At 61.3% G+C, this 22486-nt stretch carries 17 protein-coding genes and 1 pseudogene; 7 read left to right on the top strand and 11 right to left on the bottom strand.

Annotation, left to right across the window (positions count from 1 at the left end):
* Positions 1-242 precede the first annotated feature (242 nt).
* From RWK44_RS06335 to hspQ, 3 genes are all read left to right on the top strand, one after another.
* Positions 243-581: a P-II family nitrogen regulator gene (locus RWK44_RS06335; RefSeq protein WP_003539626.1), complete on the top strand. Its 339-nt coding sequence runs from the start codon at positions 243-245 to the stop codon at positions 579-581.
* A gap of 78 nt (positions 582-659) precedes the next feature.
* Positions 660-2069 (top strand): type I glutamate--ammonia ligase, encoded by a 1410-nt coding sequence (gene glnA, locus RWK44_RS06330; RefSeq protein WP_011651961.1) that lies wholly within the window; start codon positions 660-662, stop codon positions 2067-2069.
* A 259-nt stretch (positions 2070-2328) separates the two neighbouring features.
* Positions 2329-2658: a heat shock protein HspQ gene (gene hspQ / locus RWK44_RS06325; RefSeq protein WP_020049907.1), complete on the top strand. Its 330-nt coding sequence runs from the start codon at positions 2329-2331 to the stop codon at positions 2656-2658.
* Positions 2659-2772: 114 nt separating this feature from the next.
* Here the strand turns inward: hspQ and RWK44_RS06320 are convergent, their stop codons facing one another.
* On the bottom strand, positions 2773-3435 hold the full coding sequence (locus RWK44_RS06320; protein WP_168281912.1) for an invasion associated locus B family protein: 663 nt from the start codon (positions 3433-3435) through the stop codon (positions 2773-2775).
* A 285-nt stretch (positions 3436-3720) separates the two neighbouring features.
* Here RWK44_RS06320 and RWK44_RS06315 point away from each other — a divergent pair, with 285 nt between their 5' ends.
* The 3 genes and pseudogenes from RWK44_RS06315 to RWK44_RS06305 all read left to right on the top strand — a co-directional run bounded on the left by RWK44_RS06315 (position 3721) and on the right by RWK44_RS06305 (position 6990).
* A complete protein-coding gene (locus RWK44_RS06315) occupies positions 3721-5526 on the top strand; it encodes an extracellular solute-binding protein (protein WP_316028558.1) in 1806 nt (601 codons plus the stop codon).
* A 64-nt stretch (positions 5527-5590) separates the two neighbouring features.
* Positions 5591-6262 carry a DsbA family oxidoreductase gene (locus tag RWK44_RS06310; RefSeq protein ID WP_221945984.1) on the top strand — a complete coding sequence of 224 codons (672 nt, stop codon included), beginning with the start codon at positions 5591-5593 and terminating at the stop codon, positions 6260-6262.
* Positions 6263-6358: 96 nt separating this feature from the next.
* A pseudogene (locus RWK44_RS06305) lies at positions 6359-6990 on the top strand (imm11 family protein).
* A 60-nt stretch (positions 6991-7050) separates the two neighbouring features.
* On the opposite strand, the gene RWK44_RS06300 reads toward RWK44_RS06305, so the two are convergent.
* The 3 genes from RWK44_RS06300 to RWK44_RS06290 form a co-directional block, all read right to left on the bottom strand.
* Positions 7051-7518 (bottom strand): OsmC family protein, encoded by a 468-nt coding sequence (locus RWK44_RS06300; RefSeq protein ID WP_316028556.1) that lies wholly within the window; start codon positions 7516-7518, stop codon positions 7051-7053.
* A gap of 64 nt (positions 7519-7582) precedes the next feature.
* Positions 7583-11083, bottom strand: a complete 3501-nt coding sequence (mfd, locus tag RWK44_RS06295) for a transcription-repair coupling factor (RefSeq protein WP_316028555.1) — start codon at positions 11081-11083, stop codon at positions 7583-7585.
* Positions 11080-11385 (bottom strand): FAD assembly factor SdhE, encoded by a 306-nt coding sequence (locus RWK44_RS06290; protein ID WP_316028554.1) that lies wholly within the window; start codon positions 11383-11385, stop codon positions 11080-11082. Before RWK44_RS06290 ends, mfd begins: the two co-directional genes overlap by 4 nt.
* A 92-nt stretch (positions 11386-11477) precedes the next feature.
* Between RWK44_RS06290 and recG the strand changes: the two genes are divergently transcribed.
* Positions 11478-13583: an ATP-dependent DNA helicase RecG gene (gene recG, locus RWK44_RS06285; RefSeq protein ID WP_316028553.1), complete on the top strand. Its 2106-nt coding sequence runs from the start codon at positions 11478-11480 to the stop codon at positions 13581-13583.
* An 81-nt stretch (positions 13584-13664) separates the two neighbouring features.
* Here recG and RWK44_RS06280 read toward each other — a convergent pair whose 3' ends face one another.
* The 7 genes from RWK44_RS06280 to ytfR form a co-directional block, all read right to left on the bottom strand.
* A complete protein-coding gene (locus RWK44_RS06280; protein WP_017960424.1) occupies positions 13665-14372 on the bottom strand; it encodes a DUF502 domain-containing protein in 708 nt (235 codons plus the stop codon).
* A gap of 135 nt (positions 14373-14507) precedes the next feature.
* Positions 14508-16334, bottom strand: coding sequence for a glutamine--fructose-6-phosphate transaminase (isomerizing) (gene glmS / locus RWK44_RS06275; RefSeq protein ID WP_131666051.1), 1827 nt, complete (start codon positions 16332-16334; stop codon positions 14508-14510).
* 109 nt (positions 16335-16443) lie between these two features.
* The gene (gene glmU, locus RWK44_RS06270) at positions 16444-17805 is read right to left on the bottom strand and encodes a bifunctional UDP-N-acetylglucosamine diphosphorylase/glucosamine-1-phosphate N-acetyltransferase GlmU (RefSeq protein WP_131666050.1); all 1362 of its coding nucleotides are present in this window, start codon (positions 17803-17805) and stop codon (positions 16444-16446) included.
* Between the two features lie 164 nt (positions 17806-17969).
* A complete protein-coding gene (locus tag RWK44_RS06265) occupies positions 17970-18755 on the bottom strand; it encodes a FadR/GntR family transcriptional regulator (protein WP_131666049.1) in 786 nt (261 codons plus the stop codon).
* Between the two features lie 16 nt (positions 18756-18771).
* Positions 18772-19740 (bottom strand): galactofuranose ABC transporter, permease protein YjfF, encoded by a 969-nt coding sequence (gene yjfF, locus RWK44_RS06260; RefSeq protein WP_020049894.1) that lies wholly within the window; start codon positions 19738-19740, stop codon positions 18772-18774.
* Positions 19737-20750, bottom strand: coding sequence for an ABC transporter permease (locus tag RWK44_RS06255; protein WP_168303000.1), 1014 nt, complete (start codon positions 20748-20750; stop codon positions 19737-19739). Before RWK44_RS06255 ends, yjfF begins: the two co-directional genes overlap by 4 nt.
* Entirely contained in the window at positions 20747-22270 is a 1524-nt protein-coding gene (ytfR, locus tag RWK44_RS06250; protein ID WP_316028552.1) for a galactofuranose ABC transporter, ATP-binding protein YtfR, read from the bottom strand. The genes RWK44_RS06255 and ytfR overlap by 4 nt, the downstream gene beginning before the upstream one ends.
* Positions 22271-22486 lie beyond the last annotated feature (216 nt).

Raw genomic sequence — 22486 nt, 5'->3', positions numbered from 1 at the left:
TGTATTCGCAAGTGCGAAAATACATGAGTTTTTCCGTTTCCGATGGGATTTTGATCGGGAGACAATGTTTTTCCATCTGACCGTCGCCAAAACCACACAGAATTCCCTACAAACTCGCCGGTTTTGGCAGAATCGACGTCTTTTTTCGACAGGATGGATTTCAAACTGGCACGATATCTGCATCATATCCCGCGAGCGGGAAAATTCCTGCCATAACAAGAGAAGCGGAGAGACATTTTCTCATGAAAAAGATCGAAGCGATCATTAAGCCTTTCAAGCTGGACGAAGTGAAGGAAGCCCTTCAGGAAGTTGGCCTGCAGGGTATCACGGTCACGGAAGCCAAGGGTTTCGGCCGTCAGAAAGGCCACACGGAACTCTACCGTGGAGCCGAATACGTCGTCGATTTCCTGCCGAAGGTCAAAGTCGAGGTCGTATTGGCCGACGAGAACGCGGAGGCCGTTATCGATGCGATCCGTAAGGCGGCGCAGACCGGCCGAATCGGCGACGGAAAGATCTTCGTCTCCAATGTCGAAGAGGTTATCCGCATCCGAACCGGCGAGACCGGTATCGATGCCATCTGACCACTTTGCCAATCGCGCAAAGTCCGTTACCGTCACCGCCGACCTACACCGTCATCGCAAATCGGAGGAAACTACTTAATGGCGACCGCAAGCGAAATTCTGAAGCAGATCAAGGAGAACGACGTAAAGTTCGTCGATCTGCGTTTCACCGACCCGAAGGGCAAGTTGCAGCATGTGACGATGGACGTTGTCTGCGTCGATGAAGACATGTTCGCTGATGGCGTGATGTTCGACGGCTCGTCGATCGGCGGCTGGAAGGCCATCAACGAGTCCGACATGGTGCTGATGCCCGATACCGAAACGGTGCATATGGACCCATTCTTCGCCCAGTCGACCATGGTTATCGTCTGCGACATCCTCGATCCGGTTTCCGGCGAGGCCTACAACCGCGATCCGCGCGGCACCGCCAAGAAGGCCGAAGCCTACCTCAAGGCATCCGGCATCGGCGATACGGTCTTCGTCGGCCCTGAAGCCGAATTCTTCGTCTTCGACGACGTCAAGTACAAGGCCGATCCCTACAATACCGGCTTCAAGCTCGATTCGACCGAACTGCCGTCGAACGACGATACCGATTACGAAACAGGCAACCTCGGCCATCGCCCGCGCGTCAAGGGCGGCTATTTCCCGGTTCCCCCCGTCGACAGCGCCCAGGACATGCGTTCGGAAATGCTGACGGTGCTCTCCGAAATGGGCGTCGTCGTCGAAAAGCATCACCATGAAGTCGCGGCCGCCCAGCACGAACTCGGCATCAAGTTCGATACGCTGGTGCGCAACGCCGACAAGATGCAGATCTACAAATACGTCGTGCACCAGGTGGCCAACGCCTACGGCAAGACGGCGACCTTCATGCCGAAGCCGATCTTCGGTGACAATGGCTCGGGCATGCATGTGCACCAATCGATCTGGAAGGGCGGCAAGCCGACCTTTGCCGGCGACGAATATGCCGGCCTTTCCGAGAGCTGCCTGTTCTACATCGGCGGCATCATCAAGCATGCCAAGGCGATCAACGCCTTCACCAATCCGTCGACGAACTCCTACAAGCGCCTCGTCCCGGGTTACGAAGCCCCTGTGCTGCTGGCCTATTCGGCCCGCAACCGCTCGGCTTCCTGCCGCATTCCGTTCGGCTCCAACCCGAAGGCTAAGCGCGTCGAAGTCCGTTTCCCGGATCCGACCGCCAACCCCTATCTCGCCTTTGCCGCCATGCTGATGGCCGGCCTCGACGGCATCAAGAACAAGATCCATCCCGGCAAGGCCATGGACAAGGATCTCTACGACCTGCCGCCGAAGGAATTGAAGAAGATCCCGACCGTCTGCGGCTCGTTGCGCGAAGCACTCGAAAGCCTCGACAAGGACCGCAAGTTCCTGACGGCCGGCGGCGTCTTCGACGACGATCAGATCGATGCCTTCATCGAGCTGAAGATGGCTGAGGTGATGCGTTTCGAAATGACGCCGCATCCGGTCGAATACGATATGTACTATTCGGCCTGATCGGCCGCGAACACAGAAAGTCCCGGCCCGCCGGGGCTTTCGCCTCCCAGGTCATGGACGCCACTACGGCGCCGCGCGTCTATCAGACGCGCAAAGGACGCTGTAGAACTTGGAGTGCTGCATAATTTTGTCCTTAAATCGGTTCCGATTTAAGGAGTTATGCAGAAGGAGGATATGACGTTCATGTGACGAACTCGCGCACAAATCTTGATTTGCGCGGCACCAATCACCAAATTTGGTGATGAAAGGAAGTCGTACCATGAAAGAAAGAGTAGCAAAGTTCAGTATCGGCGAAGTGGTTCGGCACAAGGTTTTTCCGTTTCGCGGCGTCATCTTCGACGTTGATCCGGAGTTCGCGAATACGGAGGAATGGTGGAATTCCATTCCCGCCGAGGTCCGTCCGAGCAGGGACCAGCCCTTCTATCACCTGCTCGCCGAGAATGACGAAAGCGAATATGTCGCTTACGTCTCCGAGCAAAACCTGACGAACGACGAAAGCGGTACGCCGCTTCGCAACCCGCAGATCTACCAGATTTTCGATCAGGCCCCGTCAGGGCAGTTCAAACCCAAGATGAGCTTCGCCCACTAACCCACTCGTGCCGATCGTTGAATCAAGGCCTCGCTTCTCCCGGCGAGGCCTTTTCTTTGCGAAACAAAAAACCCGGCGCGAAGCCGGGTTTCTGTTTCAAAGAAAGTGGCAGGATTACTGCGCCTTGGCTGCCTTCTGGGCGTCTTCCAACTTCTTGCGGGCTTCTTCGGCCTTCTTCTGCATGCCTTCCTGGAGGCTGCGCTGGCTTTCGGCGAGCTTGGATTCGGAAACCGGTTCGCCGTCGTAAGCACCGGTGAAGCCTTCAAGCGAAATCTTGATCGGGTTCGGGGCGCGGCGGAAGTTGATCGAAGTGAAGATCACGTCGCTGCCCTTCTTGAGGCTGGCGATCATCGCGTCGGTCAGCGGAATTTCGGCGGTGCACTTGTCCGGCAGGCAGACGGCGTAATCGAGCTTCTGGCCCTTGCCGCCGTCGATCTGCATGATGACGCCGGGAGGAACGAGGCGTGCCGTGGGAACAGAGACCTGCAGGAGCTTGCGGTTGATCTTGCCGGAAACCGAGATCAGGCCGACGGCCGTGACGAGCTGGCCGCCATTGGCGAGGATCAGGTTCTGGACAACACAGATGTCGTTGTCTTCCTGCTTGCTGCAGGTCTTGTACCAGCCGAGCTTCGGCGCCCCTGCTGCCTGTGCCGGGGCATCGGCCGGAGCCTGTGCCGCCGCATCCTGTGCGAAGGAGGAGACCGGAGCCGAAGCGCCGAACACCACTGCCAGAACGGACAGTGCTGCCCGCATTTTCTTTTCAGTCTTGAACATCATAACGAATTCCGTCTCCTGATATCCGTTCGGGGCAGCGGTTTGCCGCCCCAACCATCGGGTCGTTCGGCACTCCACCTCTTAAAAAAATAAGGCAAATGCATGACCCCTAAACTTCGGGTTCACCTGTTACATCGCAGCGTTCAAGATATCCAGCATTTCTTTGGCAATTTGAGGTGCATTTCGTCGCGAAGCCAAAGAAATCGCCGATCCGTGTTGGAATCGGTCGACCCCATGATAATCTTGGCGTGAATCATGCCCCGTTTTTCACGGCTCAAGGATTGCCGAATGCTCCGGATCGTCGTCCCCCTCGTCCTCTCGCTGCTGCTGTGCGGCACTGTCGCTGCCGAGCCGCTGCACGGCATCGCGATGCACGGCGAGCCGGCCTTGCCGGCCGACTACAAACACTTCCCTTACGTCAATCCCGACGTGAAAAAGGGCGGCAAGATCACCTATGGCGTGGTAGGCACCTTCGACAACCTCAACCCGTTCATCCTCAAGAGCATGCGCACGACGGCGCGCGGCATGTGGGATCCTGATTATGGCAATCTCGTCTACGAATCGCTGATGCAGCGCTCCAGGGACGAGCCCTTCACGCTCTACGGCCTGCTGGCCGAGACGGTGGAATGGGACGACGACCGGAGCTTCATCCAGTTCAACCTCAATCCGAAGGCGAAATGGGCCGATGGCCAGCCGGTGACGCCCGAGGATGTGATGTTCACATTCGAGCTGATGCGCGACAAGGGCCGCGTGCCCTTTGCCAACCGCCTCAACGTCGTCGCCAAGATGGAGAAGGTCGGCGAGCACAGCGTGCGCTTCACCTTCAACGACAAGGCCGACCGCGAGACGCCGCTGATCTTCGGCCTGTTCCCGGTGCTGCCGAGACATGCGATCGATCCGGCAACCTTCGACCGTTCTTCGCTGACGGCGCCGGTCGGCTCCGGTCCCTACAAGGTGAAGACGGTGAAGCCCGGCGAGAGCATCACCTATGAGCGCGATCCGAATTACTGGGGCAAGGACATTCCCGCCAAGGTCGGCACCGACAATTACGACCAGATCACCGTCCAGTATTTCCTGCAGGACACAACGCTGTTCGAGGCCTTCAAGAAGGGCGATATCGACATCTATCCCGACGGCAATCCCGGTCATTGGGCCAATGCCTATAATTTCCCCGCCGTCACCTCGGGGGTTGTGGTCAAGGACGTGTTCACACCGAAACTGCCGAGCGGCATGCTCGGATTCGTGTTCAACACGCGCCGGCCGATCTTCGCCGATCCCAAGGTGCGCGAAGGTCTGTCGCTGGTGTTCGACTTCGAATGGGCGAACAAGAACCTTTATTCCGGCGCCTATAAACGCACGCAGAGCTTCTGGCAGAATTCCGAGCTGTCGAGTTTCGGCGTTCCCGCCAACGCGGCCGAGCTTGCCCTGCTCGGGCCGATCAAGGACAAGATCGCGCCGGAGATTCTCGACGGCACCTACAAGCTGCCGGTCACCGACGGTTCCGGCCGCGACCGCAATGTGCTGAAACAGGCCGTCGAGCAGTTGAAACAGGGCGGCTATACGATCCAGGGCGGGAAGATGAACGACGCCTCCGGCCGCCAGCTCGCCTTCGAGATCATGACGCAGAATGCCGACCAGGAGAAGCTCGCCCTCGCCTATCAGCGTTCGCTGCAGACGATCGGCATCGCCGCTTCGATCCGCACCGTCGACGATTCGCAGTATCAGAGCCGGACGAACAGCTTCGACTACGACATGATCATGAAGTCCTACACGTCCTCGCTGTCGCCCGGAAACGAACAGCTCGGCCGCTGGTCTTCGGCCGCGAAGACCCGCGAGGGCAGCGACAGCTTCGCGGGCGCTGCCGACCCCGATCTAGATGCGTTGATCGATCACCTGCTCCGGGCGCGCACGGCCGAGGATTTCACCGCGGCGGTGCGCTCCTACGACCGGCTGCTGCTGTCCAGCCATTACGTGCTGCCGCTCTATCATATGGGTCAGCAATGGGTGGCGCGCAGCAAACGCATCGGCCATCCCGACACGGTGCCGCTCTATGGCTATCAGCTGCCGCTATGGTGGGATACGAGCGCCCAATAAGAAGCAGCCGAACCGCCCCGGCTTAAATGTCTCCCTGGAGACGCACAGAATAAGGAAAATCATGATGGAGCGCATCACCATCGACGTCGTCTCGGATGTCGTCTGCCCCTGGTGCTATCTCGGCAAGGCGCGGCTGGAACTCGCCATCGCCGAGGTGCAGGACCAAATCGGCGTCGACATCAACTGGCGGCCGTACCGGCTCAATCCCGACTACCCCAAGGAAGGCGTCGACCAGAAGAAGGCGCTGGCGGAGAAGCTCGGCGGCGAGGAGCGCGTGGCGCAGGCGCACAAGATGCTCACCGATTATGGCCGCGAGGTCGGCATCGCCTTTAATTTCGAGGCGATCAAGATCGGCCCGAACACGCTCGATGCGCATCGGCTGATCCACTGGGCGATGATCGAAGGACGCGAGAAGCAGGACAAGGTCGTTGCCGCGCTGTTCAGGGCGAATTTCGAGGATGGCCGCAATGTCGGCGACCATGCTGTGCTGCTCGATATCGCCGAAAAATCAGGCCTCGACCGCTCGGTCATCGCCTCGCTACTCGCCTCCGATGCCGATCGCGATCTGATCGTCGCCGAGATCAAGGCGGCCCAGGAGATGGGCGTCAACGGCGTGCCGTTCTTCATCTTCGACCAGCAATATGCCGTCAGCGGTGCACAGACACCCGATGTGCTAGCGAACGCGTTGCGCGATATCGCCAAGGCGAAGGCCGAGGCGCGGTCGGGGCTCAACTGAGGCTACTATGCGAATCGAGATCGAACAGCAGCGGCAAAGCCGTCCGCGTGAGCCAACTATACCGTTTATATTTTCAAGCATGACTTGGAACGAAGCATGAGTGGCGCCAGAGCGAAACCTAAAGGAATTTATATGCTTCATTCACAAGGGACTCACGGCTGGGAGTTCGCAAACTGGGATAGGCTACAGCCCGATGGTGAAGGCATCGGCCTCCATTTTCGTGAGAGCCCGTGGCCGGATAGCATGCTCGATTTGCCTCGCGGCCCGTGGCGAATACCGGACTATGCCGAAACGCCAAAGCTGATCTTTGATTCAAAGCGGAAAGTGCAAGACATTTATGCGGTAGAGTATTTCCTTTTCATTTCCGACAAAATGAAGAGCTTGCTTGAGGAGTTCGCTCCAAAGTCATATGAATACTTGATTTGCGAGACCGAGTTTTCGAACGGAAACCCGGACCGAAAATCTGGCTGTGCAGCGTTGTCGATTCATACCGCAAGGCAGTGGATGTCGAGAATTCCCCCTTAATTCGCGTCACTCAATGGGGCGGCTATATGATATCGGGCGGAGCTGACTGGTGTTTTCTGCCTGCTGTCCTCAAGGGCGCGCAGCTCTTCCGCTTGGTTGAGTATGCGGTGGCAATTTTTTGCGATCAATCGTTCAAGGACATATGCAAAGACAGGGGTATTAAAGGTACTTCTTTCCAACAAGTTGGCTTTTTACCGAAATAGTAAGATACGTTTCGATGAGCAGCGCATTCCAACTTCGTTGTAGAGCGAAGCTGCAGGAATCTAGCCCGGAACCGGAACGCAGCGCACCTCGGTCTTCACCGAATTGGCGATGAAGCATTCGTCGTGGGCGCGATGATGCAGGGCTTCGAGTTCGCTTGACGAGGGCTGCTTTTCGCCGCTGAAGACGACATGCGGACGGAGCGTTACGACGGTCATGGCAAGGCGGCCTTCGGCATTCTTTTCCATGATGCCCGCGGCGGCATCGGTGTAGCTGTCGACGCAAAAGCGCTGTTTGGCGGCGATCGACAGGAACCAGAGCATGTGGCAGCTGGAGAGCGAGGCGACGAAAGCCTCTTCCGGATCAACGGCATCCTCGGCTGAGTAGGGCAGCGGAACGACATGCGCGGAAGAGGACGCCCTCACCTCGATGCCGCCGTCGAAGGTCCAGCGGTGGGCGCGGCTGTAGCGGTTGTCGGTGAAGGTCTCGCCGTTGCGCTGCCAGGCGATTGTTGCGCCGTATGTTCCCATCTCCATCTCCTTTTTCCACGCAATTCCGGACGCAAAACCGCGGCACACTTTTGCTGGAATTGCTCTATTTCGCGAATTCGGCCAGCTGCGTCATGATGACGGCGGCGCCCTGCAGGCGTTTTTCCGGCGTCGGCAGGTCTCGGGTCAGGAACAGGCTGTGATCGGGGCGGATCTTCGCCATCGTGCCCTGCTTGCCGATATAACCGACGAGGTTGGCCGGATTGGGGAATTCCTTGTTGCGGAACTGCACGACGACGCCCTTCGGGCCGGCATCGAGCTTTTCGACATTGGCGGTGCGGCAGAGCGACTTGATGTAGACGATCTTCAGCAGGTGCTGGACTTCGATCGGCATCGGGCCGAAGCGGTCGATCATCTCGGCGCCGAAGCCATCGATCTCCTTGAGCTCGGTGATTTCGCCGAGACGGCGGTAGAGCGCCATGCGCAGGTGCAAATCGGGCACGTAGCCTTCCGGGATCATCACCGTCGTGCCGACCGAGATCTGCGGCGACCAGCCGGTGTCGTGGACCTCGTCGAGACCCTTGACCTCGGCGACCGCCTCTTCCAGCATCTGCTGGTAAAGCTCGAAGCCGACCTCCTTGATATGGCCGGACTGCTCCTCGCCGAGCAGGTTGCCGGCGCCGCGGATATCGAGGTCGTGGCTTGCCAGCTGGAAACCGGCGCCAAGCGTATCCAGCGACTGTAGCACCTTGAGGCGACGTTCGGCGGTGGCCGTCAGCACCTTGTTGACCGGCAGGGTGAAGAGCGCGAAAGCACGCACCTTCGAGCGGCCGACGCGACCACGCAGCTGATAGAGCTGGGCGAGACCGAACATATCGGCACGGTGGACGATCAGCGTATTGGCGGTGGGCACGTCGAGGCCGGATTCGACGATGGTGGTCGAGAGAAGCACGTCGTAGCGGCCTTCATAGAAGGCGTTCATGATGTCTTCGAGTTCGCCGGCCGGCATCTGGCCATGGGCGACCGCGACCTTCAGCTCCGGCACATCCGACTGCAAGAAGGCATGCACGTCCTCGAGATCGGCAAGCCGCGGGCAGACATAGAAGCTCTGGCCGCCGCGATAGTGCTCGCGCATCAGCGTCTCGCGGATGACCAGGCTATCGAAGGGCGAGATGAAGGTGCGTACCGCCATGCGGTCGACCGGCGGCGTGGTGATCAGCGACAGTTCGCGCACGCCGGTCATGGCAAGCTGCAGCGTGCGCGGGATCGGCGTTGCCGACAGCGTCAGCACGTGCACGTCGCTCTTCAGCTCCTTCAGCCGCTCCTTGTGCTTGACGCCGAAATGCTGTTCCTCGTCGATGACGAGCAGGCCGAGATTGGCGAATTTGATACCGGCGCCGAGCAGCGCATGGGTGCCGACGACGATATCGGTCTTGCCTTCCGCCACTTCCTTCTTGGTCAGCGCCAGCTCCTTGGCGCCGACGAGGCGCGAGGCCTGCTGGATGCGCACCGGCAGACCGCGGAAACGGTCGGAGAAGGTCTTGAAATGCTGGCGGGAAAGCAGTGTCGTCGGCACGACGATGGCGACCTGGGCACCGTTCATCGCGGCGACGAAGGCGGCGCGCAGCGCCACTTCGGTCTTGCCGAAGCCGACGTCGCCGCAGACCAGACGGTCCATCGGCCGGCCGGCGGCGAGATCCGAGCGCACCGCCTCGATGGCGTTATCCTGATCTTCGGTCTCGTCATAGGGGAAGCGAGCTGCGAATTCGTCGTAAAGGCCTTCCGGCGTCGTCAGCATCGGCGCATGGCGCGTCAGGCGCTCGGCAGCGATGCGGATCAGCGCATCGGCCATATCGAGCAGGCGCTTCTTGAGCTTGGCCTTGCGCATCTGCCAGGCGCCGCCGCCGAGCTTGTCGAGCTGCGCCTCGGTGCCCTCGCCGCCGTAACGCGAGAGAAGATCGATGTTTTCGACCGGCAGGAAGAGCTTGGCCTCGTCGGCATATTGCAGTTCGAGGCAGGCATGCGGCGCGCCTGCCGCCTCAATGGTCCTCAGCCCTATAAAGCGCCCGATACCATGTTCGGCGTGGACGACGATCGAGCCCTCATCGAGGCCCGCGACTTCCGAGATGAAATCGGCGGCGCGCTTGCGGCGCTTGGAGCGGCGCACCATGCGGTCGCCGAGGATGTCCTGCTCGCCGATGACGACGAGGTCGCCGGCCTCGAAGCCGGCTTCGAGACTGAGTACGGCAGCAGCAGCCTCACCTCTCGCCAGCGAGCCGACATCCTTCAGCGCCTCGATCGGCTTGACCTTTTCCAGGCCATGTTCGTTCAACACCTGCAGCAGGCGCTCCAGCGAGCCTTCGGTCCAGGCGGTGACGAGCACTTTCGCGCCGGCAGCGCGCCGGTCGGCAATATGCTTGACGACGACGTCGAAGATGTTAATGCGTTCGGCATCGCCGCCGCCTTCGGCGTTCGAGCGAGCCCAGCGCTGGCCCTGGCGAGCGACGACATTGACGACCCGCCTTGCCTCGCCCTCATGCTCGTTGAAGGGGCTGATGCGGATCGCGCCGAGAGCGTCGAGGGTTTTGACGAAAAGCTTGCTGTCGAGATAGAGCTGGCCCGGCGTCACCGGCTTGTAGGGCGTGCCCTGCGTCATCCCCTTGGCCGGCTGGCCGGAGTTCAGGCGGGCGTCGTAATAGTCGAAAACGAGCTTGGAGCGCTCTTCGGCTGCTTCACGTACCGTATGGTCGATGACGATACGGAAGCCGCTGAGATAATCGAAGACGGTATCGAGCTTCTCGTAGAAAAGCGGCAGCCAGTGCTCCATGCCGGGGTAACGGCGGCCTTCGGAGACGGCGAGATAGAGCGCGTCGTCGCGTGTGGTCGCGCCGAAAGCGGAGAGGTAATTCTTGCGGAAACGGCTGATCGTATCGGGCGTCAGCGTCACCTCGCTCATCGGATTGAGATCGAGGGAACGCACCTGCCCGATCGTGCGCTGGCTGGCCGGATCGAAGGAGCGGATGCTCTCCAGCGTGTCGCCGAAGAAATCGAGGCGGACCGGCTCTTCGGAACCCGGCACGAAGACGTCGAGAATGCCGCCGCGCACGGCATATTCGCCGACCTCGCGAACGGTCGCGACCCGCTCGAAGCCGTTGCGCTCCAGGCGTCCGGCGAGATCGTCCATGCGCAGCTGATTGCCGGGGCGGGCCGAAAAGCTCAGGCTTTCTATGACATCCTGCGGCGCCACCTTCTGCAGCATGGCATTGGCGGTGACGAGCACGATTGCCGCATGCGGCTTCTTGCGATGGGCGATGAGGCCGCCGAGTGCGGCAAGCCGGCGAGCCGAAGTGTCGGCACTCGGCGAGACACGGTCATAGGGCAGACAGTCCCAGGCCGGCAGGGTGAGAACCGGAATGTCGGGGGCGACAAAGCTCAGCATCTGTTCGAGATCGGCCATTCGGTGGCCGTCGGACATGACATAGGCGACCGGCTCTCCCGTTCGGGCGAGCTCGGCGAGCAGCACCGTTTCAAGACCTGCCGGCACATTGCCGATCGTCAGCGGCTCGGCAATGGCCGCAAGCTTCTTCGCATCGAAACCAGGGATCATTCCGGCGTCCTGAGGGGCTTGTCAAAATCGGGCTTGTAGGCGGCGATGCGGGCAAACATCGGTGTCTGGAAACGCTCAGGCACCGGCCATGTTCCCATGATCCAGCGGACGAGATCATTGTCCTCTTCCGCCATCATCGTCTCGAACTCATCGAGTTCGGCTTCCGACAGAGTCGCGACCTCGGCTTCGGCGAACTGGCCGAAGACCAGATCCATCTCGCGGATGCCGCGATGCCAGCAGCGGAAAAGGATTCTGCGGCGGCGCGGGTCGAGACCGGCACTCGTGAGCGTGACACCTGTCATGGCATTACCTTCCTGTTGATGCGCCTCTATAGACCCTGGAAAGCGGCTTGTCAGCCTTGCCAAGGCCGCATTGTTCATCGCATTTTGGCCGCATGCGCCCGGCCATTCTCGATCCTCTGTTTTCCCCTATTTCGGGCCTTCCGGGCGTCGGCCCGAAGATCGCCGACCTGCTCGTCAAACTGCTCGGGCGCGAGACGCTGGAGGATTGCCGGGTCATCGACCTGCTCTTCCACGCGCCCTTCTCGCTGATCGACCGGCGCAACCAGCCTGGAATCGCGCGCGCGCCGCAGGGCGCGATCGTAACGATCACGGCGCGCGTCGACCGGCACCAGGTGCCGCCGCGCGGCAAAAGCAATATCCCCTACCGCGTCTTCCTGCATGACGAGACTGGCGAGCTGACGCTGGTCTTCTTTCGCGGACAGGCGGCATGGCTGGAAAAGCAGCTGCCTGTTGACGCGGAGGTGACGGTCAGCGGCAAGATCGACTGGTTCAACGGCCGCGCCTCGATGGTGCATCCCGACTATATCGTCAGGGCCGACGAGGCGGACAGCCTGCCGCTGGTCGAGCCGATCTATCCGCTGACGGCGGGGCTTTCACCGAAGACGCTGCGCAAGATCATCGACGCCGGCCTGCCGCGTTTTCCCGTGTTGCCGGAATGGATCGACCTGGCGCTGACCGAGAAACAAGGCCTGCCGTCGATCCGCGACAGTTTCCACATGCTGCACGAGCCGCGCGATCCCAGCGATATCGACCCGCGGGCCCCTGCCCGGCGGCGGCTTGCCTATGACGAGTTCCTTGCCGGCCAGCTGTCGCTGAGCCTGGTGCGGCAGAGGCTGCGCAAGGTGGCGGGCCAACCGGTCACTGCGACCGGCGCCATCAGCAGCAAGATCCTGAAGAGCTTGCCCTTCTCGCTTACCGGCAGCCAGAACGAGGCGATCGCCGAGGTTTTGAAGGATATGGCCGGCAACGAGCGCATGCTGCGGCTGCTGCAGGGCGATGTCGGCTCCGGCAAGACGCTGGTGGCGCTGATGGCGATGGCGGCGGTGATCGAGAGCGGCGGCCAGGCCGTGCTGATGGCGCCGACTGAAATCCTGGCGCGGCAGCACTACGCGACGATCTCGAAATTCGCCGCCTCCGCCGGGCTCAGCATCGAGGTGCTGACCGGGCGCACCAAGGGACGCGAACGAGAGGAAATCCTGGAGCGAATCGCCTCGGGTGCTGCCCAGATCATCATCGGCACGCATGCGCTGTTCCAGGACAGCGTCGCCTACGCCAATCTGATTCTTGCCGTCGTCGACGAGCAGCATCGTTTCGGCGTGCATCAGCGGCTACGGCTGACCGCCAAGGGCCTCTCGCCGCATATGCTTGTCATGACGGCGACGCCGATCCCGCGCACCCTGGTGCTTGCCGCCTTCGGCGATATGGACGTCTCCAAGCTCACCGAGAAACCGGCCGGCCGCAAGCCGATCCAGACGATCACGGTGCCGATGGAACGGACCGGCGAAATCGTCGGGCGGCTGCAAAGCGCGATCGCCGAGGGCAAGAAGGCCTACTGGATCTGCCCGCTGGTCGAGGAGTCCGAAGAGCTCGACCTGATGTCGGCCGAGGAACGGCATGCGACGCTGGTCGCCGCACTTGGCCCCGGCATCGGCCTGATCCACGGCCGCATGAGCGGGCCGGAGAAGGACGCGGCGATGATGGCGTTTAAGAACGGCGAGACCCGGCTGCTCGTCGCCACGACCGTCGTCGAGGTCGGTGTCGACGTGCCGGATGCGACGATCATGGTGATCGAGCATGCCGAACGTTTCGGCCTGGCGCAATTGCATCAGCTGCGCGGCCGCGTCGGGCGCGGCCACGAGGCCTCGACCTGCATCCTGCTCTACAAGGGACCGCTCGGCGAGACCGGCCATGCCAGGCTCTCGATCATGCGGGAGACGGAGGACGGCTTCCGCATCGCCGAGGAGGACCTGAAGCTGCGCGGCGAAGGCGAATTGCTCGGCACACGACAATCCGGCACGCCGGGTTTCCGCATCGCCAGCCTCGAGGCGCATGCCGACCTGCTGGAGATCGCCCGTAAGGATGCGGCTTACCTCATCGAGCGCGATCCGGAGCTGACCACCGAGAGGGGAACGGCGATCCGCACCCTGCTTTATCTTTTCCGCCGCGACGAGGCGATCCGGTTCTTGAGAGCGGGTTAAAGCGCGCCGAGGCGCGCTTTAAGTCTTTGTTCTATGCATGTCGTTACCCCAAAACCGCTGAACACTTTTGGGCGACATGCATCATTCAGCCTTGGAAACCGCCACCGGCTTCGGCCGCGGCAAATGCTTCTGCTTGGGATCGGCCGGCTTATGTTCGGGCGCCACAAGCCCGCCTGAAATCAGGAACTTGGCGGCGTCTTCCGGCGACATATCGAGCATGACGATTTTTTCGCGCGGCACGAAGATGAGGAAGCCGGCCGTCGGCACCGGCGTCGGCGGCAGGAAGACGGCGACCATGTCCTGGCCCATGGCATTGAACTTCGAAGCGATTTCGCCCTTGGCGTCGGTGGCGATGAAGATCAGTGCCCAGAGGCCGGGACCCGGATATTCGATGAGGCCGACCTTTTTGAAGGAGTTCGCCTGTTCCTTCAGCACGGTTTCGAAAATCTGCTTCACGCTTCTGTAGATCGTGCGCACCAGCGGCATGCGCTGAACGATCGATTCGCCGAACCGGACGATGCTCTGGCCGATGAGGTTCTTGCCGAGGAAGCCGACGACGGTGATCAGCACGACGGCGATCAGCAGGCCGAAGCCGGGAATGGCGAAATTGAGATAGCTTTCCGGATTCCAGCGCGCCGGAATATAGGGCCGGACCCAGCTGTCCGACCAATGGATGAAGGTCCAGGTCAGCCAGATGGTAATCGCGATCGGCGCGCAGATGATCAGTCCTGCGAGAAAATTATTCCTCAGCCGCGTCGCGACCGGCATTCTGGGGGTGTTGTCGGCCATCGTTTCCTGATGAACTCCATCTCAGTCCTGGACGGGCCGGAACGCCGGCCCTTCCCCCTTGTCCGCAGACCAAAATTGCCAGAATTCGGGGCGCCGCACAATATGTTTCGGCACGGCGCTCCCGGCGTTGCAGGCTTATTCCACGGTCACGGATTTCGCCAGGTTGCGCGGCTGATCGACATCGGTGCCCATGAAGACGGCGGTGTGATAGGCGAGCAACTGGATCGGCAGCGAGAAGATCATCGGCGCGATGATTTCGTCGACCACAGGCAGGGTAATCGTCGCCATGGTCGGCAGTTTCGAGGCCGCCGCACCGGCCTCGTCGGTGATGAAGATGATGCGGCCGCCGCGGGCGGCGACCTCCTGCATGTTCGAGACAGTCTTTTCGAAGAAGCGGTCGTAGGGCGCGATGACGATAACAGGCATGTTCTCGTCGATCAGCGCGATCGGTCCGTGCTTCAACTCGCCGGCGGCGTAACCCTCGGCGTGGATATAGGAAATTTCCTTGAGCTTCAGTGCGCCTTCCATGGCAAGCGGGAAGCTGGTGCCGCGGCCGAGATAGAGCACGTCCTTGCATTTTGACAGTTCGCGCGACAGGCTTTCCATCTGCGGCTGGATGAGGTTCAGCACCCGGCTCATGATCCGCGGCATTTCGGCGAGATGGCGCACCAGCGCCCTCTCCTCGTCTGCACTCACCGTGCCGCGCGCCTTGCCGGCGCCGATCGCCAGCGCTGCCAGCACGGCAAGCTGGCAGGTGAAGGCCTTGGTCGAGGCGACGCCGATTTCGGGACCGGCCATGATCGGGAAGACGGCATCGGATTCGCGCGCGATCGTCGATTCGCGGACATTGACGACGGCGCCGATCTTCAACCCGTTGTCGCGGCAATAACGCAAGCATGCCAGCGTATCGGCGGTCTCGCCGGACTGCGAGATGAAGAGTGCGGCCTGCGACGGCGACAGCGGCATTTCGCGGTAGCGGAACTCGGAGGCAACGTCGATCTCAACAGGCAGGCGGGCATAACGCTCGAACCAGTATTTGCCGACGAGGCCGGCGAGATAGGCCGTGCCGCAGGCCGAGATCGCAAGGCCGGTCGCCGCCTTGAAGTCGATCGCGGCGGCATTGGCGCCGATAGTGTTCTCGGCGAAATCGACATAGTGGCTGAGCGCATGAGAGATCACCTCCGGCTGCTCGTAGATTTCCTTTTCCATGAAGTGGCGGTGGTTGCCCTTGTCGACGACATAGGCGGTCGCCTGCGAGATCTGCCGGGCGCGCTTGACCGGCTTGCCGGCGAAATCGAGCACCGCGACACTGTCGCGGGTGAGGATGGCGCAATCGCCGTCGACGAGGTAGGTAATCTCGTTGGTGAAAGGCGATAGCGCGATCGCATCCGAGCCGAGGAACATCTCGCCGCGGCCGTAGCCGACGGCGAGCGGCGGGCCGGAACGGGCGGCCATGATCGTGCCGGGATCGGCCTTGAGCATGATGGCCAGCGCATAGGCGCCGGTTACCCGGTTCACCATCTTCAGCATGGCGGCGCGCGGCTCCAGGCCTTCGCGCAGGTATTTCGCCATCAGATGGGCGACGACCTCGGTGTCGGTCTGGGTTTCGAAAACCGACCCCTCCTCGGTCAACTCGTCGCGAAGCTCGGAGAAGTTCTCGATGATGCCGTTATGGACGACGGCGACGCCTTCGACGAAATGCGGATGGGCATTGGTCTCGTTCGGCACGCCATGGGTCGCCCAGCGCGTGTGGGCGATGCCGACGGTGCCGGGCAGCGGTTCGATGTCGAGGCGCTTTTCCAGATTGAACAGCTTGCCCTCGGCGCGGCGGCGATCCATCACGCCGTCATGAATGGTGGCGACACCGGCGGAATCGTAACCGCGATATTCGAGACGCTTCAGCGCATCGACCAGGCGCCCCGCAACAGGCGCAGTTCCGACGATCCCCACAATGCCGCACATATAGTATCCCCATAAAGGCTTCGACAACGAGGCCAGTCCTAACGATTCCTGCTTATTTCTCAATCACCTCGGCGGTCACTTTCAATTTCCACCGGTTACGCAAGGCCGGTCAGGCTTTCGCCTTCTTCGCCGCCTTGATGGCGAGCGCACGCTCACGCAGCAGCGTCGCGCGGCCGGGCTTGATCTCCTGCCGGGCGCGGCCGAGCGCCAGCGCGTCGGCCGGCACGTCGGCAGTGATGACGCTGCCGGAGGCGATATAGGCGCCGTCGCCAATCGTCACCGGCGCGACCAGCGAAGAATTGGAACCGATGAAGGCGTTTTCGCCGATCACCGTCTCGCTCTTGTTGACGCCGTCATAGTTGCAGGTGATCGTGCCGGCGCCGATATTGCTGCCGGCGCCGATGACGGCATCGCCGATGTAAGTCAGGTGGTTGACCTTGGCGCCCTCGCCGAGCCGGCCGTTCTTGACCTCGCAGAAATTGCCGACCTTCGAACCGGTGCCGAGATCCGCACCCGGACGCAACCGCGCAAAGGGGCCGACGGTCGCGCCCTGGCTGACATGCGCGCCTTCGATATGCGAGAAGGCATGGATGACGGCGCCGCTGTCGATCACCGCGCCGGGACCGAAGACGACGTTCGGCTCGATCAGCGCATCCTGGCCGATGACGGTATCGTAGGCGAGAAAAACCGTTTCCGGCGCGATCATGGTGACGCCTGAAAGCATCATCTGGTGGCGGCGGCGCTCCTGCCAGAAGCGCTCGATGACGGCGAGTTCGGCCCGGTTGTTGCAGCCGGTCATCTCGATCTCGGGAGCATCGACCGCGGTGACGCGTCCGCCGAGCGAACGGGCGATTTCGACGAGATCGGTCAGATAGAATTCGCCCTTCGCATTGGCGTTGCCGATGCGCGAGAGAAGATCGAGCGCCTTTCTGCCGTTGATCGCCATCAGCCCACTGTTGCACCAGGTCACAGTGCGCTCGGCATCGGTCGCATCCTTTTCCTCGCGGATGGCGATGAGTTCGCCGTCCTTGACGAGCAGGCGGCCGTAGCCAGTCGGGCGGTCGGTGTGGAAGCCGATGACGACGACATCGCTGCCATCGGCAAGGCCCTGGCGGGCGGCCTTCAGCGGTCCGTCGGTCTGCAGCGGCACATCGCCATAGGTGACGAGGATATCGTCATAACCCTTGGCGATCGCTTCGCGCGCCGCCAGCACCGCGTGGCCGGTGCCGAGGCGTTCCTTCTGCAGACAGGATTCGATGTCGACGCCGGCGATGCTTGCCGCCTTTGCCACGTCCTCGGCATCACGGCCGACGACAAGGGCGACGGATGAGATGCCGGCGGAGGCGACCGCCTCGACCACATGGGCGATCATCGGCCGTCCGGCGACCGGATGCAGGACCTTCGATTTCGAGGATTTCATCCGCGTGCTGTCACCGGCGGCAAGGATGACGGCAAGACAAGTGCGTTCCATGATTTGCTCCGCGAATCCGCGCCATGAGGCGGCTTTATCGCCTCATACTGCATAATTCCCTAAATCGGAATCGATTTAAGGATAAATTATGCAGCCATTCAAAGTGCTGCAGCGTCCTTTGCATCTCTCGAAAAGACGTGCGGCGCTGCAGACAAGCAAAGCCTTCACAAGGGTGAAATTGCTGCCGAAATCGACCCTGTGACGGCCTCGGACCCGCGGGCCTCGAAAGCTTCATGCACATGATGGCGGCCGTCGAGGATGACGTCCTCCATCGCACGGCGCGCGGCGGCGTTATCGCCGGAAACGATCGCATCGACGATGCGCATATGGGTATCGGCGATATTGGCGAAGCCGTTTTCGGTTGGCGGCGTGCTCATCCGGAACATGCCGACGAGGGCTGCTTCGATGAGACTGCCCAGTGTCCGCATGAAGGGATTGTGCGAGGCTTCGGCGATCGCCAGGTGAAAACGAAGGTCGGCGAGTGCGAGGCTGTCGGCCGTATGACCGGCCGCCGCCATCTCGAGCGCCAGCCCGCGCAGCATCTCGATCTCCTCGGCATTCGCCCGCTCGGCGACGAGACCGGCGGCGAAAGGTTCGAAGGCGAGACGGATATCGTAGAGCTGCAGCAGAAACTCTTCCGTCACGCCGTTGTCGAAGTGCCAGGCGATGATCTCGCTGTCGAACATGTTCCAGAGGTTCTTCTCGGTCACACGCGTACCGACCCGCGCCTTGGCGACGACCATGCCTTTGGCGGCGAGCGTCTTCATCGTCTCGCGCAACACCGTGCGGGACACTTTGAAGCGTTGCGCCAGTTCCGTATCGCCTGGCAGGATCGAGCCGACCGGATAGGTGCCGGCGACGATCGCCTTGCCGAGTTCGTCGACCACCTGAGCGTGGCTCGTCCGGGTTCTACGCCCCGTTTTGCGTGTCTCGTCCAATTTGTAGCGCAAGCGATCCGTCTCCCCCTCAGGCGTACCTCTTGTTCAGACTGGAAACGAACAGGATGGCTTTCTGCATCAGGATGAATGCAAACAGCAAAAGGCCAATCAGGATCTTGGTCCACCAGCTCGACAGCGTGCCGTCGAAGGTGATGTAGGTCTGAATGAGCCCCTGGATCAGGATACCGATCAAGGTTCCTGCCACGAATCCCGCTCCTCCGGTCAGCAGCGTCCCCCCAATGACGACCGCCGCGATGGCATCGAGTTCGACGCCGACTGCTGCAAGAGAATATCCGGCAGAGGTGTACAGCGAAAAAACGATCCCGGATAGACCCGCGAGAAAACCCGACAACGCATAGATCTGGATTGTCGTGCGGCCGACCGGCACGCCCATCAGCCTCGCCGTCTGCGTGCCGCCGCCGAGCGCATAGACGTTGGTGCCGAAGCGGGTGCGCTGGGCGATGAAAATGCCGACGGCAAAGACCAGAAGCATGATGCCGCCGATCAGCGTCAGCCGCCCGCCACCGGGCAGACGGTAATAGAGGCTCGTCAGCGTCGAATAATATTCGTGGTTGATCGGGATGCTGTCGATCGAGAGCACGAAGGCCATGCCGCGCGCCAGGAACATGCCGGCAAGGGTGACGATGAAGGCCGGCATTTCGAGATAGTGGATGATCGCGCCCATGATACCGCCAAAGGCAGTGGTGATGACGAGCACCAGCGCGAAGGCGAGCAGCGGATGGATCGAGGTGTTCTCAAGGATCACCGCGAGGAAGACGCCGGTAAAGGCGATGACCGAGCCGATCGACAGATCGATGCCGCCCGAAATGATAACGAAGGTCATGCCGACGGCAGCGATGCCGAGAAAGGCGTTGTCGGTCAGAAGATTTCCGATGACGCGCGTCGACAGAATGTTCGGATACTGCAGCGCGCAGCCGGCATAGGCGAGCACGAAGATGACGATGGTCGCAAGCAGCGGCAGGTATTTGGAGTTCATTTCGGCTGCTCCCTAGCGCCCTGCCGGCGGCTGGCGAAGATGGCGAGCGATTGTACCGCCGGCGACTGGATGACGAGGATGACGATAATGATGACGGCCTTGATGATCAGGTTGAATTCAGGCGGGAAGCCGGCGGACAGGATGCCGGTATTCACCGCCTGGATGATCATCGCACCGATCAGCGATCCGAGAATGCTGAAGCGTCCGCCGAGCAGCGAATTGCCGCCGACGACGACGGCAAGGATCGCGTCGAGTTCCAGCCATAGGCCGGCATTATTGGCATCGGCGCCCTTGATGTCGGCTGCGACGATGATGCCCGCAATCGAGGCGCAGAGACCGCTCAGCATATAGACCGCCATCAGCAGCACCGGCGTTTGAATGCCGGAGAGCGTGCTGGCGCGGCGATTGATGCCGACGGCCTCGATCAGCATGCCGAGCGCGGTGCGGCGGACGAGCAGGATGACGAGAAGGCCGACGAGAAGCCAGATGACGACAGGCATCGGCAGGAGAGCCAGCGAACCGCTGCCGAAGAAGGTGAGCCCGTCATTGTTGAAGGTCAGGATGGCGCCTTCGGTGATGAGCTGGGCGATGCCGCGGCCGGCCACCATCAGCACCAGCGTCGCGATGATCGGCTGGATATTGAGGACTGCCACCAGGAAACCGTTCCAGACACCGCAGGCAAGCCCGATCGCAAGCGTCAGGATAATGGTATAAGCAACTGAATTTCCTGACACAATCGACGACGCGGCAACGGCGCCGCAGATAGCGATGACCGCACCGACGGACAGGTCGATGCCCTTGGTGGCAATGACCAGCGTCATGCCGATCGCCAGCAGCGCCACCGGCGCGCCGCGGTTCAGCACGTCGATCAGGCTGCCATAGAGGCGGTCATTCTGAACCACGACATTAAAAAACTGCGGTGACGTTATGAAATTCAACAGAAGAATGACAACGAGCGCAATCAATTGCGGCGCCAGGCGATATGCCAGCGCTTTCAGCGAGGACCTCATGCATCCTCCATCTTGTACTCGGCCGCAGCGATGGCATCGACGATGCCGGCAGCGGTGATACGTTCGCCTGTCAGTTCGGCGATATGCTGTCTGTCGCGAAGTACGATAACACGTGAACTATAAGCGACAAGCTCTTCAAGTTCCGAGGAAATCACTATCAGCGACATGCCGCCGGCACAGAGCTCTTCGATGAGCCGGATGATCTCGGCATGGGCACCGACATCGATGCCGCGGGTCGGCTCGTCCAGGATCAGAAACTTCGGATTGGTCGCCAGCCAGCGGGCGAGGATCGCCTTCTGCTGGTTGCCGCCGGACAGCAGCCGGATCGGTTTTTCGCGATCGGTGGTGCGGATATCGAGCGCCTTGATGTAGCGGTCGGCGAGCGCATTCTGTTCGGCGCGCGAAAGCGGCCGCGTCCAGCCGCGGCGGGCCTGCAGCGCCAGGGCAATGTTTTCCCGGATCGACAGGTCGCCGATGATGCCATCGGTCTTGCGGTCCTCGGGGCAGAAGCCGAAGCCCCTTGCGATCGCCGCGCGGGGGCTCGAAATCTTCGCCGGCTGGCCGTCGATCGTGGCGCTGCCGCTGTCGGCATGTTCGATGCCGAAGAGCAGTTCGGCGGTTTCGGTGCGGCCGGAACCGAGCAGCCCGGCAACGCCGACCACCTCTCCGGCGCGTACTTCCAGATCGAAAGGCTTGACCTTGCCGCGTTTGCCATAACCTGAAAAACGGTATCGGACATCACCCGCCGCAAGGCTGTGTTCCCTGACCGTCTCCTCGACATGGGCCAGCTCGCGGCCGAGCATCATGGCGATCAGGCCCTGGCGCGGCAGATCGGCGACATCGCGGGTGCCGACGAGCTTGCCGTTGCGCAGCACGGTGATACGGTCGCTGATCGCATAGACCTGCTCGAGAAAATGGGTGATGAAGACGATGCCCAGGCCGCGCTTCTTCAGGTCGTCGATGATGCGGAAGAGCAGCGCCACTTCCTGATTATCGAGACTTGCGGTGGGCTCGTCGAGGATCAGCACCTTGCCGGAGAGATCCACGGCACGGGCGATGGCAACCACCTGCTGGACGGCGACGGAAAAACGGCCAAGTTCGGCTGTGACGTCGATATCGACGCCGTAGCCGGCGAGCAGATCGCGCGCCCTGCGGTTCATCGCACGCACGTCGGTCATGCCGAACCGCCTTGGCTGGCGTCCGAGGAAGAGGTTTTCGGCGACGCTCAGATTGGAAAGGAGATTGACCTCCTGGTAGACCGTGCCGATGCCGAGCTTCTGGGCGGCGAGCGTATTGGCCGGATTGATTTCCTGGCCGTCGAGCGTCAGGCTGCCCTCGTCACGATGGTAGGCGCCGGTGATGCACTTGATCAGCGTCGACTTGCCGGCACCGTTTTCGCCCAGCAATGCGTGCACCTCGCCTCGGCGGAGCGTGAAATCGACCTTATCCAGCGCCACTGCGCCGGGAAAGAATTTCGATATTCCGGAGGCCGCGAGAACGTTCTCGAAATCGTGAATCATAAGGGTCTGTTTTCCTGATATTGACGGCAAACGCCGCGCCGCGGCCGGACATGACGTCCCAAGGCGGCAAAGGCAGTTCCGCACCGGTCCATGACGGGCCGGTGCGGTTCTACAGCGCCCTCTCGTCTTTTCAGACGCAGGACGCTGTAGCGCTTTTATTGCTGCATGATTTTGTCCGGAAATCGAATTCCGATTTCAGGAATTATGCAGCGGTGT

Source organism: Rhizobium sp. 25PS6, assembly GCF_032464655.1.
Lineage (GTDB): Bacteria > Pseudomonadota > Alphaproteobacteria > Rhizobiales > Rhizobiaceae > Rhizobium > Rhizobium laguerreae.
This window is presented reverse-complemented; position numbering and strand designations above follow the sequence as displayed.